Here is a 25,392-nt window from a genome sequence, read left to right as displayed (position 1 = left end):
GCTGGGGGGTGGTGCTAGCTCCACCCTCCACTGGGAAGGCAGCACCATGCCGCTCTGACCTGCTGTTTTCTAACGTTGTCGGTATGACGACGACTGCAGTGACGGAGAGCGGTGCCCCCCGCGCCCTGGATGCGGCCCTCGCCCTCGACGGGGTGGGCCGGACGTACGGGCGGGGGGCGCCCGCGCTCGACGGGGTGAGTCTGGCCGTGCCGCGCGGCCGGTTCGTGGCGGTGATGGGCCCCTCGGGTTCCGGCAAGTCCACCCTGCTGCGGTGCGCCGCGGGACTCGAACGGCCGACGACCGGAACGGTACGGATCGGGGGCACCGACCTCGCCACGCTGAAGGCGGCCGGTCTCACCCGGCTCCGCCGCGACCGGATCGGCTTCGTCTTCCAGTCGCTGAACCTCGTCTCCGCCCTCGACGTGCGGGAGAACGTCACCCTGCCGCTGCTCCTCGCAGGAGCCCGGGAGGGCCGGGAGCTCGACGCCCGCGCCCTCGCCGGTCTCGCGGCCGTCGGCCTCGCGGACCGGGCCGGCGACAGGCCGGAGAACCTGTCCGGCGGCCAGCGCCAGCGGGTGGCCATCGCCCGCGCCCTGGTCAACGACCCGGAGGTCGTCTTCGCCGACGAGCCGACCGCCGCCCTCGACCCGGTCACGGCGGCCGGCGTCCTCGCCCTGCTGCGGCGCGCGGTCGACGAGCGGGGGACCACCGTCGTCCTCGTCACCCACGACCCGGTGGCCGCCGCCTGGACGGACGAGGCCGTGTTCCTCGACCGGGGCAGGCTCGCCGGGCGGCTCGACCGTCCGGACGAGTCGGGGGTACGCGAGATGCTGGGCGCGCACCTTCCGGGCGCGCACCCGGCGGGCGGGCACTCGACGGGTGCCCACGGGGCGGGCGCGTACGCGTCGGACGCTCACGCCGGCCGGCCGTACCGCCGGATGGCGGTGTCCAGGTGAAGCCGCTCGTGAACCCGGCGGTCCGGCTGCTCGCCACCCGCTCCCTTCGGGCGCACCGGAAGGCGTGGGCGGCCGTGTTCGCCGCCGTCGCCGTCACCTCCGTGCTGCTCGGCGCCCTGGCCCTCGCCGCAGGCTCGGCGGGTCTCGGCCACGCGCGCGTGGAGCGGTACGCGGCCGCGCCCGTCGTCGTCGCCGGTGACCAGGAAGTCCGCTGGACGACGAAGCCCTGGGGGAGCGAGACGCAGACCCAGTCGGCCGGTCTGACCGAGCGGGTACGGATCCCGAGCGCGACCGTCGACGTGGTGCGGGCGGTCCCGGGGGTCCGGGCCGCGGTGCCGGACCACACCTTCGTCGTACGGGAGCCGGGAACGGGCGCCGGCGCGGAACCGAAGACGTACCCCGGACGGTCCTGGGAGGCGGCTCGGCTGGCCCCGTACCGTCTGGCCGACGGGCGCGAGCCGCGCGGCGCCGGAGAGGCCGTCATGGGCTCCGGTGCCGGGGCGCGGGTCGGGGACACCGTCGCCGGGCGGAAGGTCGTCGGCCTCGCCGACGGGCCCGCCGCGCTGTACGTCACGGCGGCGGAGGCGCGGAAGCTCGCCGGGCACCCGGGCTCCGTCGACGCCGTCGGCGTGCTCGCCGAACCCGGCGTACCCGTGGACACCCTCCACGCGCGCGTGCGGGCGGCTCTGGACGCGGCCGGACTCAAGGACACCGCTTCGGGGCAGCCGCTCCGGGCACTCACCGGCGACGGCCGGGGCGGTCCCGAGCACCTCGCCGCGGCGCCCGCGCGCATGGAGCTCCTCCAGCTCCTCGCGGCCGTCTCCGGGACCGTCGTGCTCGTGGCCGTACTCGTGCTCGCCTCGCTCGTCGCACAGGCGCTCCAGCAGCGCTCCGGGGAGCGGGAGTTGCTGCTCTCGGTCGGTGCGACGGCCCGTCAGATACGGGCTTCGGCCGGCCGGGAGGTGACCCGGGTGGCGGGACTCGCGGCACTGTGCGGCGCGGTCGCGGCCGTACCGGTGTTCCTCGGGCTGTGGTCGGCGCTGCGCGACCGTACCGGCGTCGTCCCCGAGGGCCTCGAACTCCCCTCCCCGCCCTGGCTGTTCGCCGCCTCACTCGTGATCGCCGCCGTGGTCGTGGGGATCACCCGGCTCGTCGTCCTCTTCGCCGCCCGGCGGCCCGGACGCCCCGGGAAGGGTGGCGTGCGGCGGGTCGTCGGGATCGGGCTGATCCTGCTGGGTGTGGCGTCGGCCGTCACCGCCACGGCCCAGGGCGGCGAGGCCGCCGGCGCCGCCGCCGGAGCGGCGACGGTGACGCTGGTCGCCGGGTGCGCGGTGCTCGGCCCCTGGATCGCCGGGGCCGCGATGAAGGTCCTGGACCTGCCGTTCCGCCGGCTCGGCGGCGCGCCCGGACGGCTCACCGCCGCCGGTGCGAACGCCCACTCGCGGCGCCTCGGGGCGGCGCTCGTACCGGTCGTCCTCGTCACCGCCTTCGCGCTCGTGCAGCTCTCGGCGGGCACGACGATGGGTCGGGCCGCCGACGAGCAGGCGCGGGCGGCGACGACCGCGGACCTCGCGCTCACCGGCACGACGGCGGAGCGGGTTCGGCAGCTGCCGGGGGTCGACGCGGCCACGGACGTGCTGCGTTCGTCCGTCGTCCTGGCCCGCACGGAGGCCGGTGCGCCGCGCCTCGACCGGCTTCCGGTGCTCGGCGTGGACGCGGCGGGCCTGGCGGGCACGCTCGACCCCGGGGTCGTCGCGGGTGACCTGGCAGGACTCGCCCGCACGGGCACGGTCGCGGTCGGCGCGGACATGGCCGACTCGCTGGACGTACGGCCCGGTTCGACGGTGGAACTGCGGCTCGGGGACGGCACACCGGAACGGCTTCGGGTGGTGGCGGTGTACGAACGCTCGCTCGCGCTCGGCGAGTTCCTGCTGCCGAAGGCCGAACTGGCCCCGCACATGAGCGATCCGTATCCCGTGCGCGTGCTGGCGTCCACGGCCGGGGCGACCGCGGGTTCCCCCGTGCAGCCCGAACAGGTGAGTCCGCCGGGCGCCGAACTCAACGGCATCGTCTCGGCCGTGATCGTCTCCGCGATCGGCGGCCTCACCCTCCTCTCCGTCCTCAGCACCCTCACCCTGATCGGCGCGGGACGGCGCGGCGAACTCCACCTCCTCGGCCAGGTGGGCGCGTCGGCCGGTCAGCTGCGACGGATGCTCGGCCTGGAGGCGGGGTTCCTGACCGCCACCGGCCTGCTCCTCGGCGTCGTGGTGGCCGCGCTGCCGCTGACCGCCTTCGCCTGGGCGCTCACGGGCGGGCTGCCGTACCTGCCGCCCGAGCAGGCGGCGCTGATCGCCGGCACGGTGGTGGTCACCGTGGTGGCGGGGGTGTTCCTGCCCTCGCGGCGACAGCGGGCCTGACTCAGGCGTCGAGGTAGGCGAGGACGGCGAGGACCCGGCGGTGGCCGCCGCTGTCGCTCGGCGGCAGGCCGAGCTTGAGGAAGACATTGCCGATGTGCTTGTGCACGGCCCGCTCGGTGACCACCATCGAGCGGGCGATCGTGCCGTTGTCGTGCCCCTGCGCCATCAGTTCGAGGACCTCGCGCTCCCGGGGCGTGAGGGAGTCCAGCGGATCGTCGCGGCGGCGGGAGAGCAGCTCGGTGACGACCTCCGGGTCCAGGGCCGTACCACCGGCGGCGACCCGCTCCAGGGCGTCCAGGAACTCGTCCACCCGGCCCACCCGGTCCTTCAGGAGATAACCGACGCCCCGCGCGCCGCCGCCCAGGAGCTCGGCGGCGTACGTCTCCTCCACGTACTGGGAGAGCACCAGCACCGGAAGGTCCGGCAGCTGCTCGCGGGCCGCGAGCGCCGCCCGCAGCCCCTCGTCGCGGAAGCCCGGCGGCATCCGTACGTCGAGGACGGCCACGTCCGGGCGGTGCTCGAGGAGCAGCGGCAGGACCTCGGGGCCGGTGGCCGCGACCCCGGCGACCTCATGGCCGGACGAGGTCAGCAGCAGCACGAGACCCTCCCGCAGGAGGGCGTTGTCCTCGGCGATCACCACACGCACGGAAGCTCCACTTCGATCACGGTCGGGCCCCCTTCGGGGCTGGTCAGTCGTACGGTGCCGTCGAGCGCGGCGACCCGGCGGCGCATGCCGACGAGCCCGGAGCCGCCGCTCTCGCCGGCCTCGGCTCCGCCCCGGCCCTCGTCCGCCACGCGCGCGCGGAGAGCGGTCGGTTCGCGGGTGAGGGCGACGGAGGCGCGGGTGGCGCCGCTGTGCTTGGCGGCGTTCGTGAGGGCCTCGGCGACCACGAAGTAGGCGGCCGCCTCGACGGCCGCCGGCGCGCGAGGGGCGTCGGGCCGCTCCGGCCGGTCGCCGGGGGAGTGGTCGGCCAGGCCCGTCACGGACACCTCCACCTCCAGGCCGCTGCTCGCGGCGAGCGCCCGTACGGCCCCGGTCAGGCCCCGGTCGGTGAGGATCGGCGGATGGATCCCGCGCACCACGTGCCGCAGCTCGGCCAGTGCCTCCTCGGCCTGCGTCTGCGCGTCGTCGAGAAGCTTCCGCGCGGTCACGGGATCGGAGTCGTACACCCGCTTGGCCAGGCCGATCCGCATGGACAGGGCCACGAGACGGGCCTGCGTGCCGTCGTGCAGATCGCGTTCGATCCGGCGCAGCTCGGCGCCGTGCGCGGCGATCGCGCCCGCCCGGGTGGCGGTGAGCTCCTCGACACGGGCGGCGAGCGCGGCGGCCCGCGCGGCCGAGGGGGTGGGCGTGAGCAGCGCGCGCGACCACTCGGCCCCCAGGTCCGCGAGCCGTCCGATCAGCGGCAGCGCCAACGGCCGCCGCCCCGCGAGTCCGGTCACCACGCCGTCGACCAGCAGCGCGGGCGCCCACAGCACCAGCGAGGCGAACCAGACCCCCAGCCCGTAGAGCAGCTGCGCGGCCGCCCAGATCAGGTCCCGCCCCGTGCCCGGATCGGCGACGGCGGTCCGCACGCGCGCGGGGAGGGGGCCTTCGAGCGGCAGATACGCCTCCGGGACGGGCGTTCCGGTCCAGGCGGCGGTCCGCCGCCGCTCCCAGCCCGCCAGGCGCCGCAGCAGCAGCACGCTCTCGGGGAGCACCCCCGCGCCGATGACGGTGACGGTGAGGAAGGCCGTGAAGAGGGCTACGCCGGCCATCAGGTAGCAGAGGATCGCGATCGCGGCGCCGCTCAGGAGATGGAGCGACGCCCGGCCGGATTCCTTGATCGCGTCGCGCATACCCGCCAGGTTATGCGGGCGGACCCCAGGGGTGCGGTGGAGCAGGCACCACCATCGGTCCGGGGGCGGGCACCGCTGTGCCGGGGCGCCGGGCAGACCAGGATCGAATCATGCTTCGCCGGCCGGTCCGACGAAGACCGGACCACCCTCCCCACCTCCTGACCCACGGAGATCACCATGCGTTTCCTGCTCTGGCTGCTGCTCACCGCGAGCGTCCTCGGCAACGCCTACGTCAACACCTTCGCCGGCTGGACCGGCGGCACCCAGATCGCCGCCAGTGTGTGCACCGGTGTGGCCCTGCTCGGTTCCGCCGTCGGTCTCTGGCTCACCCGCCCCCGCACCGAGGCCTGAACCGGACGTACGGCCTCTCCGCCCGGCGGGGGATGTCAGAGGACTGCCCCACAATGGAGGGCGTACCTGAGGAGGGGCAGACATGGCCGTATGGGACGACCTGGTCGGACAGGCGAAGGTCGAGGAGCAGCTCGCCGCGGCCGCGCGGGACGCCGACGCGCTCGTGACCGCCCATGCCGACGGAGAGCCCGATCCCGAGGCCTCGAAGATGACCCACGCCTGGCTCTTCACCGGCCCGCCGGGGTCCGGGGTGGAGACCGCCGCGCGGGCGTTCGCCGCCGCGCTGCAGTGCGTGAGCCCCGACCGGGCGCTCGGCGGGGCGCCGGGCTGCGGGTTCTGCACCGGCTGCCACACGGCACTCGTCGGCACCCACGCCGACATCACCACGGTCACCGCCGTCGGTGCCGTGGTCAGGGTCGAGGACATGCGTGACACCGTGCGCAAGTCGTACACGGCGCCCGCGAACGGCCGCTGGCAGGTCATCCTGGTGGCAGACGCCGAGCGGTTGAACGAGAAGTCGGCCAACGCCGTCCTGAAGGCGGTGGAGGAGCCCGCTCCCCGCACCGTCTGGCTGCTCTGCGCCCCCTCGATCGAGGACGTGCTGCCCACGATCCGGTCCCGGTGCCGCCACCTGAACCTCCGGACACCCCCGGTGGACGCGGTCGCCGACGTGCTCGTACGGCGTGACGGCATCGAACCGGAGACGGCCCACGCCGCCGCTCGGGCCACCCAGGGGCACATCGACCGGGCCCGGCGGCTCGCCACCGACGAGCGGGCCCGTGCGCGCAGGGCAGCCGTCCTCAAGGTGCCCCTGCGGGTCCACGACGTCGGCGGTTGCCTGAAGGCCGCCCAGGAGCTGATCGACACGGCGACCGAGGACGCGAACCAGGTCGCGGAGGAGGCCGACACCCGCGAGACGGAGGAGCTGAAGGCGGCTCTCGGCGTGGGCCCCGGCGGGCGGCTGCCGCGGGGCACCGCCGGGGTGATGAAGGACCTGGAAGCCGACCAGAAGCGGCGCAAGAAGCGCACGCAGATCGACAGCCTGGACCTCGCGCTCACCGAACTGACCGGCTTCTACCGCGATGTCCTCGCGCTCCAGCTGCGCTCGCGCACGGCCCTCGCCAACACGGACGTGCGGGACGCGATCGAGCGGATCGCCCACGACACCACGCCCGAGCGCACCCTCCGCCGCATCGAGGCGGTCCTTGCCTGCCGCGAGGCCCTCGACCGGCAGGTGGCGCCGCTGCTCGCCCTGGAGGCGATGACGTTGGCGCTGCGGGACTAGGGGGCGTCTTGCCGATCAGGCCGGGCTCGCGGCTTCCGGTGCCTGATCCGGCCCGATCGACAAGACACCCCCCAGGGGTGTCGCGGCGGCGCGGGGCCGGTCGGAGGGGCGGGAGCCGGAGTCCGATTGGACACGGTGCGTACCGCTCCGGATACGCTCCGGGAATGGACTCCAGGCGCTTGCTCCGTACGTCCGCCACGGCCCTCGCGGCCGCCGGACTGATCCTCTCCGGCTGCTCGGGCGGAAGCGACGCGGCGGCGTCCCGCACCACGGCGGCGGCCCGGCAGGCCTCGCCCTCCTCCTCGCCCGGGGCGCTGAAGACGTTCTACGGGCAGAAGCTGACGTGGCGCGACTGCGGTGTCACGGGCTTCCAGTGCGCGACCCTGCGGGCCCCGCTGGACTACGCGAAGCCGGACGGGGAGCAGATCGACCTGGCGGTCTCGCGGGTCCTGGCGACCGGCCCCGGCAAGCGGCTCGGTTCGCTCCTGGTCAACCCGGGCGGCCCCGGCGGCTCCGCCGTCGGCTACCTCCAGGGGTACGCGGGTGTCGGCTACCCCGCACCCGTCCGCGCCCGCTACGACATGGTGGCCGTCGACCCGCGCGGAGTCGCGCGCAGTGAGCCGGTCGAGTGTCTGACGGGCCCCCAGATGGACACGTTCACGCAGGTCGACCAGACCCCCGACGACCCCGCGGAGGTCAACGCGCTGAGCGCCGCCTTCAAGGACTTCTCGGCGGGCTGCGCGAAGGAGTCGCGGGCGATCCTGCCGCACGTCTCCACGGTCGAGACGGCCCGTGACATGGACATCCTGCGGGCGGTGCTCGGCGACGAGAAGCTCAGCTATGTGGGGGCCTCGTACGGCACGTTCCTCGGCGCCACGTACGCCGAGCTGTTCCCGGACCGGGTCGGCCGCCTCGTCCTCGACGGGGCGATGGACCCGTCGCTGCCGGCGATCGACCTGAACCGCGACCAGACCGCCGGCTTCGAGACCTCCTTCCGGGCCTTCGCCGCGGACTGTGTGACCAAGCCGGACTGCCCGCTGGGCACGGCGTCGGTCGACGCGGCAGGCGCGGCGCTGAAGAAGTTCTTCCGCGACGTGGACGCCGAGCCCGTGCCCACCGGCGAGAGCCGGGCGCTCGGCGAGTCCCTCGCCACCACCGGGGTGATCGCGGCGATGTACGACGAGGGCGCCTGGCCCCAGCTGCGGGAGGCCCTCACCCAGGCGATCGGCGGCGAGGGCTCGGGCCTCCTGGCGCTGGCCGACAGCTACTACGAGCGGGAGGCGGACGGCACCTACGCCAACCTGATGTTCGCCAACGCGGCCGTGAACTGCCTCGACCTGCCGGCCGCCTACGCGGGCCCCGCCGACGTCTCGAAGGCCGTCCCGTCCTTCGAGAAGGCCTCCCCGGTCTTCGGCAGGGGCCTCGCCTGGGCGGCCCTCAACTGCACCTCCTGGCCGACCCCGCCCACCGGCGGCCCGCACCGGATCACCGCCGAGGGCGCCGCCCCGATCCTGGTCGTCGGCACCACCCGCGACCCGGCCACCCCGTACAAGTGGGCCCAGTCCCTGGCCGGTCAGCTCTCCTCCGGCACCCTCCTCACCTACGAGGGCGACGGCCACACCGCGTACGGCCGGGGCAGCGACTGCATCGACACGGCGATCAACACCTACCTCCTCGACGGCACCCCTCCCGCCGACGGAAAGCGCTGCTCATAGGCCCTCTCCGGGGGTGGTCGGAGCACTCCCGGAAACTGTGTAGACTTGGCGTCGCCGCGGCACCCACCATGGGTGCGGACGGCGCGCCGCCTTAGCTCAGTTGGCCAGAGCAACGCACTCGTAATGCGTAGGTCTCGGGTTCGAATCCCGAAGGCGGCTCGGATCAGCCCCAGGACTCACTCGCCGTGACCTGGGGCTTTTTCATGTGCCGGATGCGATGGCGGGGCCGCGCGCGGGTCGCCGGGGGCTGTCCGGAGTGCGGGCGGTCGCCGGGTACCGGATCCCCCTCCGCACCCGGCATGGGCTCCCCCCGCGGCTACCCGGGCACGTCCGTCGGGTGGGTGTCGACGGGTGAGAGGGGCGTCTCGCTGTCGAACTCGAATGTCTCGATGGCGGCGTCGGCGGGGAAATCGGGATGGTCCCGCCAGACTTCCGCGAGCGAGACCAGAAGGTTCCACGAGGCGACGGCGTGCAGCTCGGTCTTCGCCCGCTGTGCTGGTGAAGAGGTGCGGTGGAAGTGCACCGCCGCCCACTGCCGTTGCGCGACGATGCCGAGAGCCATGACCACAGGGCGGGCCTCGTCCTGCAGTGAGGCCGCGTCGGCGATGCGTGCCCGCACGAACCGGTTCAGCTGCGCGACCTGTTCCTCGGTGACCCGTTCCATTCTTCCCCCTCGTTTCCACGCCGTGCTGTGAGCGGGGGGCGAGCCGTCAGCTCAGGACGGCGTCCAAGGTCTCCTCCACCCAGTACCTGAGGCGGTGCCGACGGCTGCAGAACCGCTTCGGGCGCCGCCGCCGGCTGCGCTCGTCGAGCGGCCGACGGCACTGCCTGCAGTGCCTCACACGAGTCCGATCCCCCATGGCCCGACTCTAGCGGTCACCTCTGACCTGGGAGAACACGGGAATCGCCGTCGGTGGCAACCTCAGCGACGCCGTGGACTTCCGTTCCGACAGGTGGGCGGCGGTGGCGGGGCGGGGGCCGGAGGTCGTACAACTCCGGAAGATCTTCTGCGTCGGACGAGGAACCTGGGGGAAGTATGAGCGGCGACACGGACACGATCGGCGGGGGCGAGGCGTTGGCCGTCACCGAGCGGACCCGGTTGCGGCGGATGCGCGAGAAGGGCAGTCATCGGCGGGCCGATCTGGACGCCGTGCTCGCGGCCGGGTTCCTCTGTCATCTCGGCGTCCCCGTCGACGGGACGACGATGGTGGTGCCCACCGCGTACGGCGTCGAGGGCGACCAGCTGTACCTGCACGGGTCCGTCGCCAGCCGCAGCCTCGTCCAGGCACCCGACACCACCGTCTGTGTCACCGTCACCCACGTCGACGGGCTGGTCCTGGCCCGTTCCGTCTTCGAGCACGGGGTGAACTACCGCTGCGCGATGGTCTACGGCGTTCCGCGCGTCGTGACCGACCCGGAGGAGAAGCTGCGTGGCCTGCGGGCGCTCACCGAGCAGAGCTCCCCGGGGCAGTGGGAGTACGTACGGCAGCCCAGTCGCAAGGAACTCGCCGCGACCTCCGTGCTCGCGCTCGACCTCACCGAGGCCTCCGTGAAGACCCGCAGCGGGCCGCCCGACGACGGTGATTCCGAGGACGCGGCGCTCGGACTGTGGGCCGGGGTGCTGCCCGTGGTGACCACCTTCGGCGAGCCGGTCACCGATCCCGTGCTGCCCGCCGAGGTCGTACCGCCCGCCCATGTGGCATCCCGTGCGGGGCGTGTCCTCGGGGAGTGAGCCGGGGAGCGAACCGGGCCCGCGACGGGCACCGGGGCTCTCAGAGCTGGAGCTTCAGGCGGCCGAGGTGGTCCGCGTCCGACAGGGCGTCGATCGCCGTGATCCGGTTCTCCAGGACGGTGAAGGCGAACACGAGCCGCGGGTCGCCCTCCGCAGGCCAGGCCAGCCCCGCCGCCCCGTCCACCAGGGCCTTCCGGGCCGTGCTCACCTGACGGGCGATCGCCTCGGCGACCGCCCCGGGGCCGTGCACGGTCGTCATCCCGGCCCGTTCGGCCGTGGCGTCGGCCCGCAGCACCACGTCGGGGTCGAGGAGGTCGTGCGCGGCGGCGTCGCCGCCCCGCGCGGCCGCCAGGAAGGCAGCGACGACCTCCCGCTGGCGCGGCAGGTCCGGCTCCGGCATCTCCTCGGCCTCCCGCAGCCGGTAACGGGCCCGGCCGGCGAGCTGGCGGGTGGCGGCCGGGGTGCGTTCCACGATCGGGGCGATCCTTTCGTACGGGACGGAGAACTCGTCGTGCAGGACGAACGCGAGCCGTTCCGGTGGTGTCAGTGTGTCGAGGGCCGTCGGCGGGAGCGGTTCCGCGGGGTCGTCGCGATGGTTCGGCATGCCCGAGGCCCAGGGGTCCCACGGGTCCCAGGGGTGCTCGCGGTGCGTCTCGCGGGACCGGAGCCGGTCCAGGCAGGCGCGGGCGACGGCCTCCGTGGGGTCGTACGGGGCCGGGACCGGGCCGGGGGCGATCGGAGGGCGCCGGGCAGGCCAGGCCCTCCGTACGTCCTCCACCGCCTCGTCCGCCTCCTCGAAGGTGCCGAGGAGGCGGTACGCGACGGCTCGCAGGTGCGGCCGGTGTTCCTCGAAGGGAGCGGTGGGGACGGCTCCCGGGAGCGTTGCGGGGACAGCGTTCTCATCCACGGGGCGTGGCCTCCGTCGGGCAGGAAGGGTTCAGTCGCCGTGTCCCGTGCCTCCGCTGCCGAAGCCTCCGCTGGAGATCCCGCCCCACTTGCGCTTCTCCTCGGTCGGCGGGTCGGGCGACGCCTCCGAGCCGTCCTTGAGCTGGTAGGGCATGAGCCGGTGCTCGCCGTCCGTCTGCGGCATCTCGGTCGGCCTGCGATACCCGGACGCCTCGCCCGGCAGGCTGCCGTCATCCGGCCGGTGGGGCTGGTCCTCGGGCTTGGGCGGGTTGGATTCGCGGTTGCGGACCCGGGTGCCCAGCCAGAAGGCGGCGATCAGTACGGCCACGAGGACGAGACCGCCGAGCACCTGGCCGAGGCCTGATTGCCAGACTCCCGCGGCCAGGGTCTGGGCTGCGCTGAGAGTGTTCATACTCCAGGGTTACCCCTTTTCTGCCCTTTTGGACGCACTCGGCGAAGACGCCTGCAGATTCCCTGGAAGACGCTGAAACATTTGCGCCGCCCCGTCGCGTCAATGAGGTGTACGGCGACCACACCACGTGACCGCGAGGGAAAGGAGCGGCATGAGAAAGTCCCGCGCGGACGAGTTCCTGGAGTTCGCCGCCGCACGCACAGGCCCGCTGTTCCGCTCGGCGTGCCTGCTGACCAGTGGGGACATCCACCTCGCCGAGGACCTCACCCAGGAGACGCTCGGCCGGATGTACGCCCTGTGGGGCCGGATGGCCCGGATCGGGAACCCCGCGGCGTACGCCCAGACCGTGCTCGTCCGCACGTTCCTCAGCCACCAGAGGCGCCGCTCGGCCACCGAGCGCCCCCTCGGCGAGCTCCCCGACCGCGCCCCCGACAACGGCGAGGACCCGGTGCTGCGGATCGCGCTGCTCGACGCGCTTGCCGGGCTCGCCCCGAAGGACCGGGCCGTCGTGGTGCTGCGGTACTGGGAGGACCGCAGCATCGACGAGACCGCCGACGCCCTGCACGTCAGTTCCGCCGCGGTACGCACCCGCTCCGTACGCGCCCTCGCGAAGCTGCGCGACCGACTCGGCGGCAGCATCGCCGAGTTCGCCGCGCGCTGACCGCGGGCGGCCGAGCCCGCGGAACTTCCTCCCTCCTCTTCCACGCTTCTTCATCCACTGACCGGAGACGGTGAATTCGACATGCCTCAGAACGAAGGCCCCCGGCGCGAAGGGTTCGAGGACGAGCTCGGAGCGATGCTGCGCCGCACCGGCGACGGCTTCGCCGCCGACGACCGGCGCGAGCTGGTCGAGGGCGGGCTGCAGCGCGGCAAGCGGCGCCTCGTCCGCCGTCGCCTCGCGATGACCGGCGGCGTCCTCGCGCTCGCCGCCGTCGGCATCGGCGGTGTGTACGGAGGCTCGCTGCTGTCACCCGCCGCGGACGCGACGACCACCTCCGTGGCGGCGCCGCCCAAGCCCACCGCCACCGTCGACCCCGTTCCCGGGAAGCAGCGGCCGGGCGAGGCGACGATCCTCGTCAAGGACCTCGCAGCCGTCCTCAAGGCCAACACCCCGGCGGGGACCTGGAAGTTCGACGGCCTCGACGGCACGGGCCAGTCCGTCACCGGCGTCTTCGACGACGGGAACGGCAAGGCCGGTGTCAGCGTCGGCCTCTTCCGTGCGGGCACCGGCGAGGCGGGCGAGGACCAGGTGGTCTGCCCGGACAAGGTCGCCATCCCCTACGACGACTGCATCGAGGAGCGCCTGACGGGCGGCTCCCGGCTCATGATCCTCCAGGGGTACGAGTACCCCGACAAGCGCGAGGAGACCAAGCAGTGGCGTGCGGTCCTGCTCACCCGGGACGGCTTCCTGATCGACGTCAGCGAGTACAACGCCGCCGCGGAGAAGGGCGCTCCGATCAGCCGGGAGAACCCGCCCTTCACCCCCGCCCAGCTCAAGGCGCTCGTCACGGCCCCCGACTGGGGCCCGCTGGCCGCGCGGCTGCCCGCGAACGTGGACATGTCCGGCGGGGAGGGCGGTCAGGGCGGTGGTGGCGGCGAGAACGGCCAGGGCAGTGGTGGCGGCGGGGGCGGCCGTGACGAGCCCCGGCGGCACGTGGAGCCGGACGGTGCCGTCGTCCAGTCCACCCTGCGTTCCCTCCTGCCCGAGGGCCTGAAGGTCGCCGACAAGGGCGGCGACGGCGAGTACGCCTACGTGGTCGTCGACGACGGCAAGGGGAAGAGCCTCGTCCAGATCAACGTCCAGCCGAACATGTCGGACGTGGCCGGCGAACTCTTCGGCAGCGGGGACGTCCGCACGCTCCCCGACGGCCGCAAGGTCAAGATCACGCAGCAGCCGGGCGAGAAGGGCGGCGAGGGCGTCGTCTGGTGGACCGTCGACACCATCACCCCGGAAGGCTTCCGGGTCGTCGTGTCCGCCTTCAACGCCGGCACCCAGCACGAGGCGGCCACCCGCGCCGAGCCCGCGCTGACGATGCAGCAGCTGAAGACGATCGCGCTGAGCCTGAGGTGGCAGACGCTGCCTGCGGCGTAGCCCGTCGGACAGGTGGGGCCCCGCACGCGTGCGACGCGTGCGGGGCCCTCCGCCGTTCCTGCGGCTACTTCGCGTCCGCGTACCGCTCCACCGTGGCCACCGTGAACGGGAACCGCACCGGCGTGTCCCCGAACGCGATCCGGCCCGCCTCGTCCCCCGCCGCCCGGATCGCCGCCGTGACCGCCTCCGCCTCCTCCGCGGGGCAGTGCACGATCACCTCGTCGTGCTGGAAGAACACCAGCTCCGCCCGCATCCCGGAGAGCGCGCGCCGCAGTGCCGCCAGCATCAGCAGCGCCCAGTCGGCCGCGCTGCCCTGCACCACGAAGTTACGGGTGAACCGGCCCCGGGCCCGCGCGTTCCCGGAGGCGTAGCCGGGGGTGAACTCCGCCTCCTCCGCCGCCGGTTCGCCGCCCTCCTGCGGCAGGCCCGCCTCCTCGGCCTCGCCCGAGCCCACCGCCCGCGGGCTGGTCCGGCCCAGCCAGGTCCGTACGAGCCGGCCCTCCTCGCCCGCCTTCGCCGCCTCGTCGACATAGGCCACCGCGCGCGGGAAGCGGCGCCGCAGCGCCGCCAGGTTCTTCAGGCCGTCGCCGCTGGTCTGCCCGTAGATCGCGCCCAGGAGCGCGATCTTGGCGTGGTCGCGGTCGCCCGAGAAGGCCCGGTCCGAGAGCCGGGTGTAGAGGTCGTCGGGGTGCCCCGCGACCTCCATCAGGCCCGGGTCCCGGGAGATCGCGGCGAGCACGCGCGGCTCCATCTGGTCGGCGTCGGCCACGACCAGGCGCCAGCCCTCGTCCGCGACCACCGCGCGCCGGATCACCTTCGGGATCTGCAGGGCCCCGCCGCCGTTGGTCGTCCAGCGTCCGCTGACCGTGCCCCCGGGCAGGTACTCCGGCCGGAAACGGCCGTCCCGCACCCAGTCCTGGAGCCACGACCAGCCGTGCGCCGTCCAGATCCGGTACAGCTTCTTGTACGCGATCAGCGGCTTCACCGCAGGGTGGTCGAGCTCCTCCAGCTCCCAGCGGCGGGTCGACCTCACCCGCACCCCGGCCTGCGCGAAGGCCTTCACGACATCGGCGGGCAGGTCCGGCCGGACCCGGCGGCCGAAGGCCGCCGACACCTCGTCCGCGAGCTCCGCGAGGCGGCGCGGCTCGCCTCCGCCCGCGTACCGCTCGCCGAGCAGCTCGTGCAGCAGGTCCCGGTGCACGTCGGCCCGCCACGGCAGGCCCGCCCGGTGCATCTCGGCGGCCACCAGCATCCCCGCCGACTCGGCGGCCGTGAGCAGCCGCATCCTGCCCGGGTGCTCCGCCCGGTCATGGCGGCGCAGCTGCTCCGCGTAGACCGCCAGGAACCCGTCGAAGGGGACGGAGACGACGGGGCGCGGCTCGAAGAGCGAGTCCTGAGAACCGGGCTCGGCGCCCCGCTGCGGGGGATCGGGCGGCACCGGGGCGTTTCGCAGGCGCGCCCAGGCCGCCGCCGCGGAACGGGGCTCGCCGAGCCGCCCCTCGTGGCCCAGGAGCAGCTGCTCGGCGTCCTCCACGTCGTAGCACCGCTCGACCCGTACGCCGCCGGCCAGCAGGCGGGGGTACACCTCGGCCGTCGACCGCCACACCCAGCGGGCGACCTCGGGCCTGGCCCGTACGGCCCCGACCAGGTCCGGCTCGCGCAGCACGTCTCCGGCGGGCAGGCCGTCCGGGGCGAGGGGGACGAGCAGTGCGCCGTCCCCCTCGGCTTCGGCTGCGAGTGCCCACCGCTCGGTCATGGGTGCGAGTCTGACACCCGGCACTGACACCACCCCGCAACCGGCGCGCCCCCGGCCCTCGGCGCCTGGGGCCCCGGGAGTCCCGGGCCCACCTGGCTCGGGCCCCACCTCTCCGCGCCGCGGGCGGATGCCCCCGCCCCGCCCCTTGGTTGTGGGCGACTGTTCCGCTGGGGCCGGAACGGGTGGGCACAACCCGACCACGGCGCTCAGCCGGCCCCTGGGCCCGGTCCACGGAGGGGCGCGCTGGACAAGGGCCCGGGCCTCGTGGGCGCCGTAGGCGCGGGGAGCCTGGGCCCGGCAAGGGCGCCGTCCGTCGTGCCCACCCGTTCCGCCCCAGCGGAACGACTGCCCACAACGGCGGTGGCGGAGGTCCGGGGCGGGGGCACGCGCCCGCGTGGAGACGGCGGCGGGCTCGCGGGACGTCGCGCCGCACGCGTCCGCGCGCCCCCCCCGCCCGCGCCGGACGGCGGCCCGCGCCGCACCGCGCGCCACCCCACCCGCACCGGACGGCGGCCCCCACCCCGCCCGCGCCGCGCCGCGCCCGCGCCGCACCGCCACCCGTGTCGGAGGGGCTACGCCGCCGCGTGGAACAGGGCCGCCGCCTCCCCCCGGGAGTCGACGCCCAGCTTGTTCAGGATGTTGGCGACGTGGAACTTCACCGTCGACTCGCTGATGTGCAGCTCCTCCGCGATCCGCCGGTTGCGGTGCCCGAGGGCCAGGTGTCGCAGGACCTCCACCTCCCGCTCGCCGAGGCCGGTCAGCGGGTGTGCCGCCTCGACCGGCGCGGCCGGAGCCGCCAGCGGGATCACCGCCGTGATCGTCGTGCCCCAGCCCGGCACCGCGTCCATGTCGAGCCGGCCGCCGAGCACGTCGAGCCGGTCCTTGATCGTGCCCGCGCCCAGGTCGCAGGGGGCGAGCGCGCCCGCACCGTCGTCCCGTACCGAGGCCCGCAGTTCGTGTTCGGTCAGCTGCCAGCCGACGTGGATCCGGTGCACCGAGTCCTGTTCGAGCACGATCAGGAGCAGGGACCGGACGATCGCCCGCGCGCTGTGGGCCACGTCCGCCGCGAGCGAGCGGTCCGAGTCGGGCGCGCCCAGGTCGAGTTCGACCTGGCTGTGCCGCAGCATCGGCCGGAGTTCGGCGGCGAGCCGCTCGAAGGCGTCCTGGGCCGGTTCCTCCGCGAGCGCCCGGTCCCGCCGCTGCGCCGCCCGCATCTCGATGAGCGCCGACGCGGCCAGGTCGGTCGCGGTCGCCCGGGCCGTCGGGTCGTCCAGGGCCCGGCTGCGCAGCACCCCGAGGACCCCGGAGAGGGCCGCGGAGTGCGTGGCGGTCAGCTCCGCGATCACCCGTGCGCGGGTGTCGGCCGCCGCCCGCGACCGGGCCAGCGCCCCCGGCAGGGCCTCCGTCGCGAACCGGTCGAAGTGGCCTGCCACCAGGTCCCACAGCGCCTGCGCCACGGCGAGTTCGGCCTCGCCCGCCGGGGCGCCGCCGTCCTCCCGTACGAGCACGAGCACCGCCCCGCGGCGGGTCGCGTGGCTGGTGACGGCGACGACCTCGCGCTCCCGGCCGCCGATCGTCGCCACGCCCTGCCAGGGGCTCCCGGGCACGCCGGCCGCGAGCAGCGGGGCCAGTTCGGAGGCGGTGAGCAGCTCCGTACCGCCGAGGGTCTTGAAGGGGGAGTGGGCGCAGTGGGTGGAGAGTTCGGCCGCGTCCACGTGCGGGACGAGCGGGGCGAGGGCGGCCGAGACCTTGGGGAGGATCTCCCCGAGGGGCTGCCGGATGATCTCGTACGCGGTGGTCAGAGTCTGCGCGTCCATGCGAGGGAGCGTACGTGGGGAGGGGTGGGGAGCGGCCGGTCTTTCGGCCAGGCGGGACTGGCCGTTGGGAGGGCGGGGAGGGGGTGGCCGTGGCCGCAGGCTGGGACGCGTCGAGGTGAACGGGCGGCTGTGGAGGCTGAGATGGAAGCGATCGTGTACGAGGAGTTCGGCGGTCCGGAGGTGCTGCGTCATGCGGCGGGTGTCGCCGTACCGGAGCCCGGGCCCGGCGAGGTCCGCGTCAAGGTGGCGGCCGTCGGGGTCAACCCGGTGGACTGGAAACGCCGTTACGGCTGGGTCGAGGAGTTCTACCCGACGACCTTCCCCGCCGTTCCCGGCCTGGAGTTCGCCGGCACCGTCGACAGGCTGGGCGAGGGAGTCACCGGTCTGGCGGTCGGCGACGAGGTCCTCGGCTGGACGAAGACCGGCGCCTACGCCGAGTACGCGATCGCCGGCATCGTCGCGCCGAAGCCGGCCGGGCTGTCCTGGGAGGTCGCCGCGAGCCTCCCGGTGGCCGGCGAGACGGCGCAGAGGGTCCTCGACCTGCTCGGCGTACGGGCGGGCGAGACGCTGTTCCTGCACGGTGCGGCGGGTGTCGTGGGCTCGGTGGGCGTGCAGCTCGCCGTCGCCGCCGGGGTCACCGTGGTCGGCAGCGCGTCCGAGTCCAACCACGCCTACCTGCGCGAACTCGGCGCGATCCCGGTGGCGTACGGGGAGGGTCTGGGCGACCGGGTGCGGGCCGCCGCCCCGGACGGCGTCGACGCGGTCTTCGATGCGGCCGGGCACGGGGTGCTGCCGGTCGCGATCGAGCTCCTCGGCGGGGGCGAGCCCGGCGGGGAGCAGGCCGCGAAGGAGCGGATCGTGACGATCGCGGACGTGGACGCGGAGAAGTACGGGATCGTGTTCTCCGGGATCCTGGGCGACCCCGACGCCGTGCGGGCCGGACTCACCGCCCACGCGCGCGGGGCGGCGGCCGGGACCCTAGCGGTCCGGCTCGCCGACACGCTCCCCCTGAAGGAGGCGGCGCGGGCCCAGGAGCTCAGCGAATCGGGGCACGTGCGCGGGAAGTTGGTCCTGATCCCGTAACCCTCCTGACTCCTGTGGGTCCCCGTAACTCCCGTGACTCCGGGTGCGCGGTGGGGGAGGGTGAGGCGACGCTCCGCCGCGCGTGGCGGTCCTGACCTGGAAGGCGACGACGATGTACGCGACACCCCTGGGAGACGACGGCGCGGAGCTGCGCCCGCTCGAACCGTGGCAGGCGGAGGAGTTCCTGGCGCACATGGACCGGGGACGCGAGTTCATCGGGGCGCGCAACGGCCTTCCCGACGTGGTCACCGACCTGGAGTCCAGCCGGGCGTTCCTCCGGCTCTACGCGGAGAAGGCGGCCGGCGACTCGGGCCGTATCCACGGCATCTGGTCCGACGGCACCCTTGTCGGCGCGGTGATCCTCCGGCAGCTCGACACGAAGAGCGGCAGGGCCGAGGCGGGCTGCTGGCTGGAGCCGGCGGGCGTCGGCAAGGGCCTGGTGACCAGAGCGGCCCGGACGCTCATCGACTGGGCGATCGAGGTACGCGGGATCCACCGGGTCGAGTGGGTGGTGTCCTCCGACAACGAGCCGAGCATCGCGGTGGCCCGCCGCCTCGGCATGAGCAGGGACGCCGTCCTGAGGGGCAGCTACCCCTACCGGGGGCGGCGCCACGACGAGGAGGTCTGGGCGGTCCTCGCCCCGGAGTGGAGGGCGGCGAAGTCCGCGTCGGCGGGGGCGGGGGAGAACGGGGCCTGAGCCGGGCCGGCATCGGGGCCGGGGCGACACGGGGGTGCGTCCCGGTTCCGGTGCCGTCCAGGGCTTTGGCTGCGGATGCCCCGGTTCCTGCGAATGCCCTGGTTCCCGCGGATCCTTCGGCTCCGTCGGATCAGGGCGCGGCGCGGCGGTGGGATCCTGACGATCCTGATGGGGGACGAAGACGCTCAGCCGGTACGTCGTCGGGTGCGTCGAGCGCCCGCAGAGCATGTCCAGCCGGACCGCGTCCCAGTCGAGACCGGGCTCCTCGGTCCGTAGCCGCTTGAGCTCCGCCTGCCACTCCGACTCGTCCCGCGTCGCGTAGCGGAGTTCCCCCTGCCCGGCGTCCGGGCCGAAACGGTCCGATTCGCGCGAGAGGTCCGCGAGCTCCCGCTGCCGCTGTCTCTTCCGCTTCCGCTGTCCCGGCACAAGATGATCACGGTCCCCCGGAGCGCGCCGCAAGGTGTTTCGTACGGGTGTGCGGGCGTGGACGGGGCCGGACGGGCGTGGACGGGGCGGGGACCCGGCTCCGACCCCGGTCACCGCCCCGTCCGTCCCACCATCGCCGCTCAGCGCGTCAGGCGCCACGCGGGGAGGGCCGACGCGGCGATCGCGACCGCCGCGCACACGCCGGCCGCCGCGCCGACCGTGCCCCACGGGAGGGCCAGGGCCACCGGGGCGGAGAGGGCGGCGAGGCCCGCTCCCAGGGTGCCGAGGACCAGCGCGGTCACCACGAGGCCGAGCAGGGCGCCGATCGCCACGGCGAGGGTCGCCTCGCCCGTCACCACCCTCAGGATCTGGGCCCGGGTGGCCCCGGCGAGCCGGAGCGAGGCCAGCTCCCCGCCGCGTACGGAGGTCGCCATGAGCAGCGTGTTGGCGAGGCCGATCACCGTGTAGACGAGGGCGATGCCGAGGACCAGGACCATGCCGAGCCGGGCCTGCGGGCTGCCGCTCGGCGCGCGCTCGGCGTCGGCCCAGGCGTCGGCCGTCCTGACGGTGCCGCCGCTCGCCTCCAGGGCCCGCACCGTGGCCGTACCGCCGCCGCGTGCGTCGATCCGGTCCGGGACGGAGCCGGGGGCGTTCGCCCGGGTGACGTACGGGCCGTTGTCGCCGGTCCCGAGGGCGAGGACGGCCGCGACCCGGAGCCGTACGGGACCGGTCCCGTCCGCCCGCCAGACCTCGACGGTCTCGCCCACCCGGCGCCGCTCGAACTCCTCGTTGACGACGATCGACCGGTCGTCGAGGTCCCGCGGATCGCCGGCGACCACGGGCAGCCGGGCGAGCTCGGCGAAGGCCGCCGGATCGGCGACCGCCCGCGCCCCGTACTTCACGACGGCCGCGTCCCCGTCCCGTACGAAGACCGAGGTCGGCCCCGTGGGGGAGACGACGGCCCCTGCGGGCGCCGCCACCGGCTCCAGGGCCTGGCCTGTCACGACGTACTCCGCGGCCGTCTGCTCGCGCCCCTCGGCGCCCTTCGCGCGCGTGACGCTCGTCGCCGAGCCGAAGAGCGTCCCGGCGAGCGCCACGGTCACGAGGACGGGGGCGGCGACGGCGGCCGTACGGCGGACGGAGGCGGCGCTGTTCTCCCGTACCAGCGTCCCCACGGCTCCCCGCAGCCTCAGCAGCCGTGCCGTCGGCCGGACCAGGAGCGGGGAGAGCAGGGCGATGCCGGTGATCAGGAGCATCGGCAGGGTCGTGTACGTCTTCCGCTTGAGCAGCGCGGACGGGTCCGTGGCGTACGTCCAGACGAGGAGCCCCAGGCCGGCCAGAAGCAGTCCCGTACCCAGCAGGGCCCGGCCGAGGGGCAGGGTGTCGGTGTCGACGTCCGCCTCGCGGAGAGCGGCCGTCGGGCCGACCTTCCCGGCCCGCCGGGACGCGGCGACCGCCCCGGCCAGGGCGACCGTCACGCCCGTCCAGAACGCCGCGTGGAAGGGCCAGGCCGGGCCGCCGACCGTGAACCACTCGGGCGCGAGGCCCCCGTCGACGAGGGTCCGGGCGAGCAGCGGCGCGCCGGCCGCGCCGAGCGCGCACCCGGTGGCGGAGGCGAGGACGCCGAGCGCCGCGGCCTCGGCGAGGAGGAGCCGGCGGATCTGACCCGGGGTGGCTCCGGCGGTCCTGAGCAGCCCGAACTCGCGGCGGCGCAAGGCGACGGCGAAGGCGAAGGTGGAGGCGACGACGAAGACGGAGACGAATGCGGTGACACCGCCGGAGGTGCCGAGGAGGGCGTTGACGCCGACGAGCGCGTCTGCGTCCCGGTCGTGGCCGGGGTCGGCGCGCCGCCGTTCGTCGCCGGTGAGGACCTGGGCACGATCGCCGACGAGGGCGCGGACCTCGGCGGCGGGGGCGTCGACGCCGACGGCGTCGGGGCCACCGGAGGACGTGACCGCCCAGCGGGCCCCAAGCTCGTGGAGCAGATTGTTGTCCACAGGCTGTGGACGGTCGAGTCGCTGCGCCACGGAAACGGTCTCGGGTCCGCGCCGTACGTCCAGTGTCAGCCGGTCCTGACCCTGCACCACGACGGGCGAGGAGGTGAACCGCTGAGGAGAACGCTCGGGCGCGTGAAAGGTCGCGGACAGCCCGAGGCCCATGGTGGCGAGCAGCCCCACGCCGAGCGCGAGGGCGAGGAACCCGCCGAGGAAGGAGGCCCAGCGGGCACGGAGGCCGGAGAGGACGACGGTCAGCACGAGGCGCTCCCGGCGGGGGAGGCGGCGGGGCGGGCCGGACCCGACTCGGCGACCGGTGCGGCCGTCTCCAGCGCGGTCGTCGGCTCCGCGACCGGTGCGACCGGCTCCAGCGCGGTCATCCGCTCCGCGACCGCCGTCACCGTCGGGGCCCGGAGCTCGCCCGCCACCCGCCCGTCGACCAGGAAGACCACACGGTCCGCGCGGGCCGCCGCCACCGGGTCGTGGGTGACCATGACGATCGTCTGACCGTCCCGGTCGACCAGCTCCCGCAGCATGTCGAGCACCTCACGGCTCGTCGTCGAGTCGAGCGCGCCGGTCGGCTCGTCGCCGAAGAGAACAGCCGGCCGCGTGATCAACGCCCGTGCGATCGCCACCCGTTGTTGCTGTCCGCCCGACAACTCTCCCGGCCTGTGCCGCTCCCGCCCCGCGAGCCCGACGCGGGCCAGCGCCTCCCGGACCTCGGTACGGGACGGGCGGCGGCCGGCGAGCCGGAGGGGCAGGGCGACGTTCTGCGCGGCCGTGAGGGCGGGCAGCAGGTTGAAGGACTGGAAGACGAAACCGATCCGGTCCCGCCGCAGCAGGGTCAGCCGCCGCTCGCTCAGCCCTTCGAGGGCCACCCCGCCGACCTCCACCTGCCCGGAGGTGGGCCGGTCGAGCCCGGCCGCGCACTGGAGCAGCGTGGACTTGCCGGAGCCCGAGGGGCCCATGACGGCGGTGAAGGTCCCGGCGCGGAAGTCGAGGTCGACGCCGTCGAGGGCGCGGACGTCCCGGTGGTGCCGGGTGAGCCGGCGGAGTCGTACGGCGGTGGTGGGGGCCGTGGTGGAGGTCGTGGTGGAGGGGGCCGCGGGGGTGTTCGAGAGCGTCGAGGTCATGGCTCAAGCGAACCGTTCTCCCGGCCGCCGATCACGACCACTGGCGGGCGTTCAGGGGGTATGCCTGGTACTACCCCGGAGCCGCATCCGAGTCCCTCGTACGCATGGCCGCCCTCGCGCCCGGGTCGCATCCGAGCCCCTCGTACCCATGTCCGCCCTCGCGCCCGAGCCGCATCCGAGCCTCTCGTGCGCATGCCTCCCCTCGCGCCCGGCGCCGTATCCGAGCCCCCATACGCATGCCCCGGGCTCGCCCGGAGCCGGGTCTAGCCCTGTCGTACGGCCTTCACGAAGACATCGAGCGCGTCGAGCGGTTCGCGGCCGCCCAGCAGCGTGCGCAGGTCGCTCTCCACCCCCGTACCGTCCATGAAACCGTGGGCGATCGCCGAGTACGTGCTCGCCAGCATCGGCACCTGGAACGGCACCGCCCCGGACGCGGCGATCGCGGCGCGCGCGTCGGCGAGCGTGCCGGGGGCGTACGTGGCGCCCAGGGCCTCCGCCAGGTCGGCGCCGCCGAGGGCGCGCTCGCCGACGAGCTCGTACACCCGGTTCCGGTGGGCGGCCGGGTCCGTCGCGACCGCGACGGCGATGTCGGCGAGGTCCGCGCGGGCGACGGCGGCGAGGCGGCCCTCGCCCAGCGGGCCCGTGATCCGGTTCTCGGCGTCGGGCGTGGCGATCCAGGTCAGGAACTCCGCGTACAGGCCGTTGCGGAGGATCGTCCAGTCGAGTGTGGCGGAGCGCCGCAGCCGCCGTTCGGTCCAGCGGTGGGCGAGCGCGTACGTGAGGTGGTCGCCGTCGCCGGAGAGGCTGGTGTAGACGACATGGCGCACGCCCGCCGCCTCCGCAGCCGATATCGCGGCCTCGTGACGGCCCACGACCGTGTCGTCCTCCCCGTAACCGGCGGAGACGAGCAGCAGCGTCTCCACCCCCGCGAAGGCATCCGGCAGCGTCTCGGGCGCGTCGAAGTCGAGGCGGCGGGTGCCGGGCAGCCCCGCGCGCGTACCGAGGACGACGTCCTCGCGGCCGCCGAGCCGTTCGGCGACGAGCGAGCCGAGAGCGCCGGAGACACCGGTGACGAGCAGCATGTTTCCCCCTGGGGCCGTGGTGACGGCGTGATGGCTGAGACCATCGTGGGGGGACGGAGAAGATCGCGGAAGGAGGCACATCGATGTCCGAGGGGCACACGGAGGTAACCACCGAACCCTTGGTGAGCTGCGCGGAGGACTGCGGGGTACGGGACGTCCAGGACCGGCTCGGCGACAAGTGGACCGTGCACGTGGTCGTCGAACTCGCGGCGGGGCCACGGCGGTTCAGGGAACTCCAGCGGCTCGTCACCGGGATCTCGCAGCGGATGCTGACCCTGACGCTGCGCCGCCTCGAACGCGACGGACTCGTCTCGCGGACGGTGTACCCGACGACGCCGCCGCAGGTCGAGTACGCGCTGACGGAGACCGGGCACAGCATGACCCACCTGATCAAGCAGCTCGTCGACTGGTCGCTCGATCACCGCTCGGTGATCGCCCGGTCGCGCGAGGCATGGGACACGAGGACGGCGTGAGCACGAGCAGCACCGGCAGGGCGAGCGACACCGGCGGTACCGGCAGCACGGTCGACAGGGCCTTCGAGGCGCTGTACGCGAGTGACGACGGTTCCCTCGACACGGCGGCGTCGCTGCTGGCCGCCGACCGGGGCGCCGACCCGGAACTGAGCCGGCGCGGCGAGGAGTTCGTGCGGACCCTGTGGGGGCGGGGCTGGCAGCCCGCGGACCTCGTACGCATCGCCCGCCGCGACCTCTCCGACGCGCACCTCCGGGTCCTGACCGGCCTGGTCCTGACCGAGACGGCCCGCTACGAGACGCTGCCGCACCGCTGGCGGGCCCAGCTCGACGAGCTGGACGCGTCGCCCGGCCGGCCGACGGACCGCTTCTCGTACGCGACGACGGTCCTGGAGCTGTACCGACTCCTGGTGCGGCTGCCGCGGCTCGACGCGGTCGGCCCGGTGCCGGGGGAGGCGCTGCCGCCGGCGACGGCCGGGGAGCCGCGGATGCTGACCCGGATCCGGGCACTGCTCGCGAAGGCCGAGGCGACGGGGTACCCGGAGGAGGCGGAGGCGCTCACGGCCAAGGCGCAGGAACTGATGGCGCGGCACAGCCTGGACGAGGCGACGCTCGCGGCGGGGGCGCCGTCGCCGGAGACGCCCGGGGCGGTCCGGATCGGGGTGGAGCCGCCCTACGAGCAGGCGAAGGCGATCCTGCTCGACGCGGTCGCCACGGCGAACCACTGCCGGGCGGTGTGGAACGAGACGTACGGCTTCTCGACGGTGGTCGGCTTCGAGGCGGACCTCGACCCGGTGGAGCTGCTCTACACGTCACTGCTCGTGCAGGGGACGGCGGCGATGACGCGGGCGGAGGCGGAGCAGCGGGCGGGGGGCCGCAAACGCACGAAGTCGTTCCGGCAGTCGTTCCTGCTGGCGTACGCGAACCGGCTCGGCGCGCGTCTCGCGGCGACGTCCCGCCGCGTGGCGTCCGAGGCGCCGACCCTCCTCCCGGCCCTCGCCTCACGGGACCTGGCCGTCACCACCCGCACGGACGAACTCTTCCCGGAAACCCGGGCCACGCGCGTGCGTGCGGCCTGGGACGAGGAGGGCTGGACGCACGGCGCCTCGGCGGCGGACCGAGCGGGTCTCGGGCCAGGGCGTCGGGGGGTCGAGGGGCGGAGGGGCGAGGGACGGGTCTGAGCGGCGGGGTCTCGGGGAGGGCGGGGTGGGGGAAAAGTCCTGTTCTGA

22 protein-coding genes and 1 tRNA gene are annotated in these 25,392 nt (G+C 74.6%); 13 read left to right on the top strand and 10 right to left on the bottom strand.

All coding sequences use genetic code 11. From position 1 onward, the window contains the following. Positions 1-83 precede the first annotated feature (83 nt). Positions 84-956: an ABC transporter ATP-binding protein gene (locus tag IF00_RS0129945; RefSeq protein WP_051820678.1), complete on the top strand. Its 873-nt coding sequence runs from the start codon at positions 84-86 to the stop codon at positions 954-956. Beyond that, complete coding sequence (locus IF00_RS0129940) at positions 953-3,373, top strand: FtsX-like permease family protein (RefSeq protein WP_030323400.1); 2,421 nt, start codon at positions 953-955, stop codon at positions 3,371-3,373. Before IF00_RS0129945 ends, IF00_RS0129940 begins: the two co-directional genes overlap by 4 nt. A gap of 1 nt (position 3,374) precedes the next feature. Here the strand turns inward: IF00_RS0129940 and IF00_RS0129935 are convergent, their stop codons facing one another. Both IF00_RS0129935 and IF00_RS0129930 read right to left on the bottom strand, forming a co-directional pair. Then, a complete protein-coding gene (locus tag IF00_RS0129935; RefSeq protein ID WP_030323399.1) occupies positions 3,375-4,019 on the bottom strand; it encodes a response regulator in 645 nt (214 codons plus the stop codon). Beyond that, a complete protein-coding gene (locus tag IF00_RS0129930; RefSeq protein ID WP_030323398.1) occupies positions 4,007-5,212 on the bottom strand; it encodes a sensor histidine kinase in 1,206 nt (401 codons plus the stop codon). Before IF00_RS0129930 ends, IF00_RS0129935 begins: the two co-directional genes overlap by 13 nt. Positions 5,213-5,389: 177 nt before the next feature. Here IF00_RS0129930 and IF00_RS46235 point away from each other — a divergent pair, with 177 nt between their 5' ends. The 4 genes from IF00_RS46235 to IF00_RS0129910 all read left to right on the top strand — a co-directional run bounded on the left by IF00_RS46235 (position 5,390) and on the right by IF00_RS0129910 (position 8,722). Further along, a complete protein-coding gene (locus IF00_RS46235; RefSeq protein ID WP_167346890.1) occupies positions 5,390-5,563 on the top strand; it encodes a hypothetical protein in 174 nt (57 codons plus the stop codon). 82 nt (positions 5,564-5,645) lie between these two features. Then, positions 5,646-6,848, top strand: a complete 1,203-nt coding sequence (locus IF00_RS0129920) for a DNA polymerase III subunit delta' (protein ID WP_030323397.1) — start codon at positions 5,646-5,648, stop codon at positions 6,846-6,848. Between the two features lie 164 nt (positions 6,849-7,012). Further along, a complete protein-coding gene (locus IF00_RS0129915; protein WP_030323395.1) occupies positions 7,013-8,563 on the top strand; it encodes an alpha/beta hydrolase in 1,551 nt (516 codons plus the stop codon). Between the two features lie 85 nt (positions 8,564-8,648). Further along, positions 8,649-8,722, top strand: a tRNA-Thr gene (locus tag IF00_RS0129910). 157 nt (positions 8,723-8,879) lie between these two features. Here the strand turns inward: IF00_RS0129910 and IF00_RS0129905 are convergent. Next, on the bottom strand, positions 8,880-9,227 hold the full coding sequence (locus IF00_RS0129905; protein WP_030323393.1) for a hypothetical protein: 348 nt from the start codon (positions 9,225-9,227) through the stop codon (positions 8,880-8,882). A 372-nt stretch (positions 9,228-9,599) separates the two neighbouring features. On the opposite strand from IF00_RS0129905, the gene IF00_RS0129900 reads away from it, so the two are divergent. Continuing rightward, positions 9,600-10,295, top strand: a complete 696-nt coding sequence (locus IF00_RS0129900) for a pyridoxamine 5'-phosphate oxidase family protein (RefSeq protein ID WP_051820677.1) — start codon at positions 9,600-9,602, stop codon at positions 10,293-10,295. Positions 10,296-10,335: 40 nt separating this feature from the next. Here the strand turns inward: IF00_RS0129900 and IF00_RS0129895 are convergent, their stop codons facing one another. Continuing rightward, entirely contained in the window at positions 10,336-11,202 is an 867-nt protein-coding gene (locus IF00_RS0129895; protein WP_030323390.1) for a sigma factor-like helix-turn-helix DNA-binding protein, read from the bottom strand. Between the two features lie 30 nt (positions 11,203-11,232). After that, entirely contained in the window at positions 11,233-11,613 is a 381-nt protein-coding gene (locus tag IF00_RS0129890) for a DUF6479 family protein (RefSeq protein WP_030323388.1), read from the bottom strand. A gap of 151 nt (positions 11,614-11,764) precedes the next feature. Here IF00_RS0129890 and IF00_RS0129885 point away from each other — a divergent pair, with 151 nt between their 5' ends. Continuing rightward, positions 11,765-12,274 (top strand): SigE family RNA polymerase sigma factor, encoded by a 510-nt coding sequence (locus tag IF00_RS0129885; protein WP_030323386.1) that lies wholly within the window; start codon positions 11,765-11,767, stop codon positions 12,272-12,274. An 81-nt stretch (positions 12,275-12,355) separates the two neighbouring features. Beyond that, positions 12,356-13,705: a hypothetical protein gene (locus IF00_RS0129880; protein WP_030323384.1), complete on the top strand. Its 1,350-nt coding sequence runs from the start codon at positions 12,356-12,358 to the stop codon at positions 13,703-13,705. A 64-nt stretch (positions 13,706-13,769) separates the two neighbouring features. Here IF00_RS0129880 and IF00_RS0129875 read toward each other — a convergent pair whose 3' ends face one another. After that, positions 13,770-15,461, bottom strand: a complete 1,692-nt coding sequence (locus IF00_RS0129875; RefSeq protein WP_030323383.1) for a bifunctional 3'-5' exonuclease/DNA polymerase — start codon at positions 15,459-15,461, stop codon at positions 13,770-13,772. Positions 15,462-16,033: 572 nt separating this feature from the next. Then, complete coding sequence (locus IF00_RS0129870; RefSeq protein WP_030323379.1) at positions 16,034-17,278, bottom strand: helix-turn-helix transcriptional regulator; 1,245 nt, start codon at positions 17,276-17,278, stop codon at positions 16,034-16,036. 141 nt (positions 17,279-17,419) lie between these two features. Here IF00_RS0129870 and IF00_RS0129865 point away from each other — a divergent pair, with 141 nt between their 5' ends. Both IF00_RS0129865 and IF00_RS0129860 read left to right on the top strand, forming a co-directional pair. Further along, positions 17,420-18,361, top strand: coding sequence for an NADP-dependent oxidoreductase (locus tag IF00_RS0129865; protein ID WP_030323377.1), 942 nt, complete (start codon positions 17,420-17,422; stop codon positions 18,359-18,361). Positions 18,362-18,473: 112 nt separating this feature from the next. Further along, the gene (locus IF00_RS0129860) at positions 18,474-19,058 is read left to right on the top strand and encodes a GNAT family N-acetyltransferase (protein WP_030323375.1); all 585 of its coding nucleotides are present in this window, start codon (positions 18,474-18,476) and stop codon (positions 19,056-19,058) included. Between the two features lie 566 nt (positions 19,059-19,624). Here the strand turns inward: IF00_RS0129860 and IF00_RS0129855 are convergent. From IF00_RS0129855 to IF00_RS0129845, 3 genes are all read right to left on the bottom strand, one after another. Then, positions 19,625-21,739 carry an FtsX-like permease family protein gene (locus IF00_RS0129855; protein ID WP_030323373.1) on the bottom strand — a complete coding sequence of 705 codons (2,115 nt, stop codon included), beginning with the start codon at positions 21,737-21,739 and terminating at the stop codon, positions 19,625-19,627. After that, positions 21,733-22,611: an ABC transporter ATP-binding protein gene (locus IF00_RS0129850; RefSeq protein ID WP_078944894.1), complete on the bottom strand. Its 879-nt coding sequence runs from the start codon at positions 22,609-22,611 to the stop codon at positions 21,733-21,735. Before IF00_RS0129850 ends, IF00_RS0129855 begins: the two co-directional genes overlap by 7 nt. A 263-nt stretch (positions 22,612-22,874) precedes the next feature. Beyond that, positions 22,875-23,693: an NAD(P)H-binding protein gene (locus IF00_RS0129845; protein WP_030323366.1), complete on the bottom strand. Its 819-nt coding sequence runs from the start codon at positions 23,691-23,693 to the stop codon at positions 22,875-22,877. Positions 23,694-23,776: 83 nt separating this feature from the next. On the opposite strand from IF00_RS0129845, the gene IF00_RS0129840 reads away from it, so the two are divergent. After that, the gene (locus IF00_RS0129840; protein ID WP_030323364.1) at positions 23,777-24,166 is read left to right on the top strand and encodes a winged helix-turn-helix transcriptional regulator; all 390 of its coding nucleotides are present in this window, start codon (positions 23,777-23,779) and stop codon (positions 24,164-24,166) included. Continuing rightward, the gene (locus tag IF00_RS0129835; RefSeq protein WP_209439810.1) at positions 24,163-25,344 is read left to right on the top strand and encodes a DUF2786 domain-containing protein; all 1,182 of its coding nucleotides are present in this window, start codon (positions 24,163-24,165) and stop codon (positions 25,342-25,344) included. The genes IF00_RS0129840 and IF00_RS0129835 overlap by 4 nt, the downstream gene beginning before the upstream one ends. Positions 25,345-25,392 lie beyond the last annotated feature (48 nt).

The organism is Streptomyces flavochromogenes (genome assembly GCF_000717595.1).
GTDB classification, from domain to species: domain Bacteria; phylum Actinomycetota; class Actinomycetes; order Streptomycetales; family Streptomycetaceae; genus Streptomyces; species Streptomyces flavochromogenes.
Note: the sequence above shows the minus strand (reverse complement) of the source record. Positions and strands in the feature narration are given on the sequence as shown.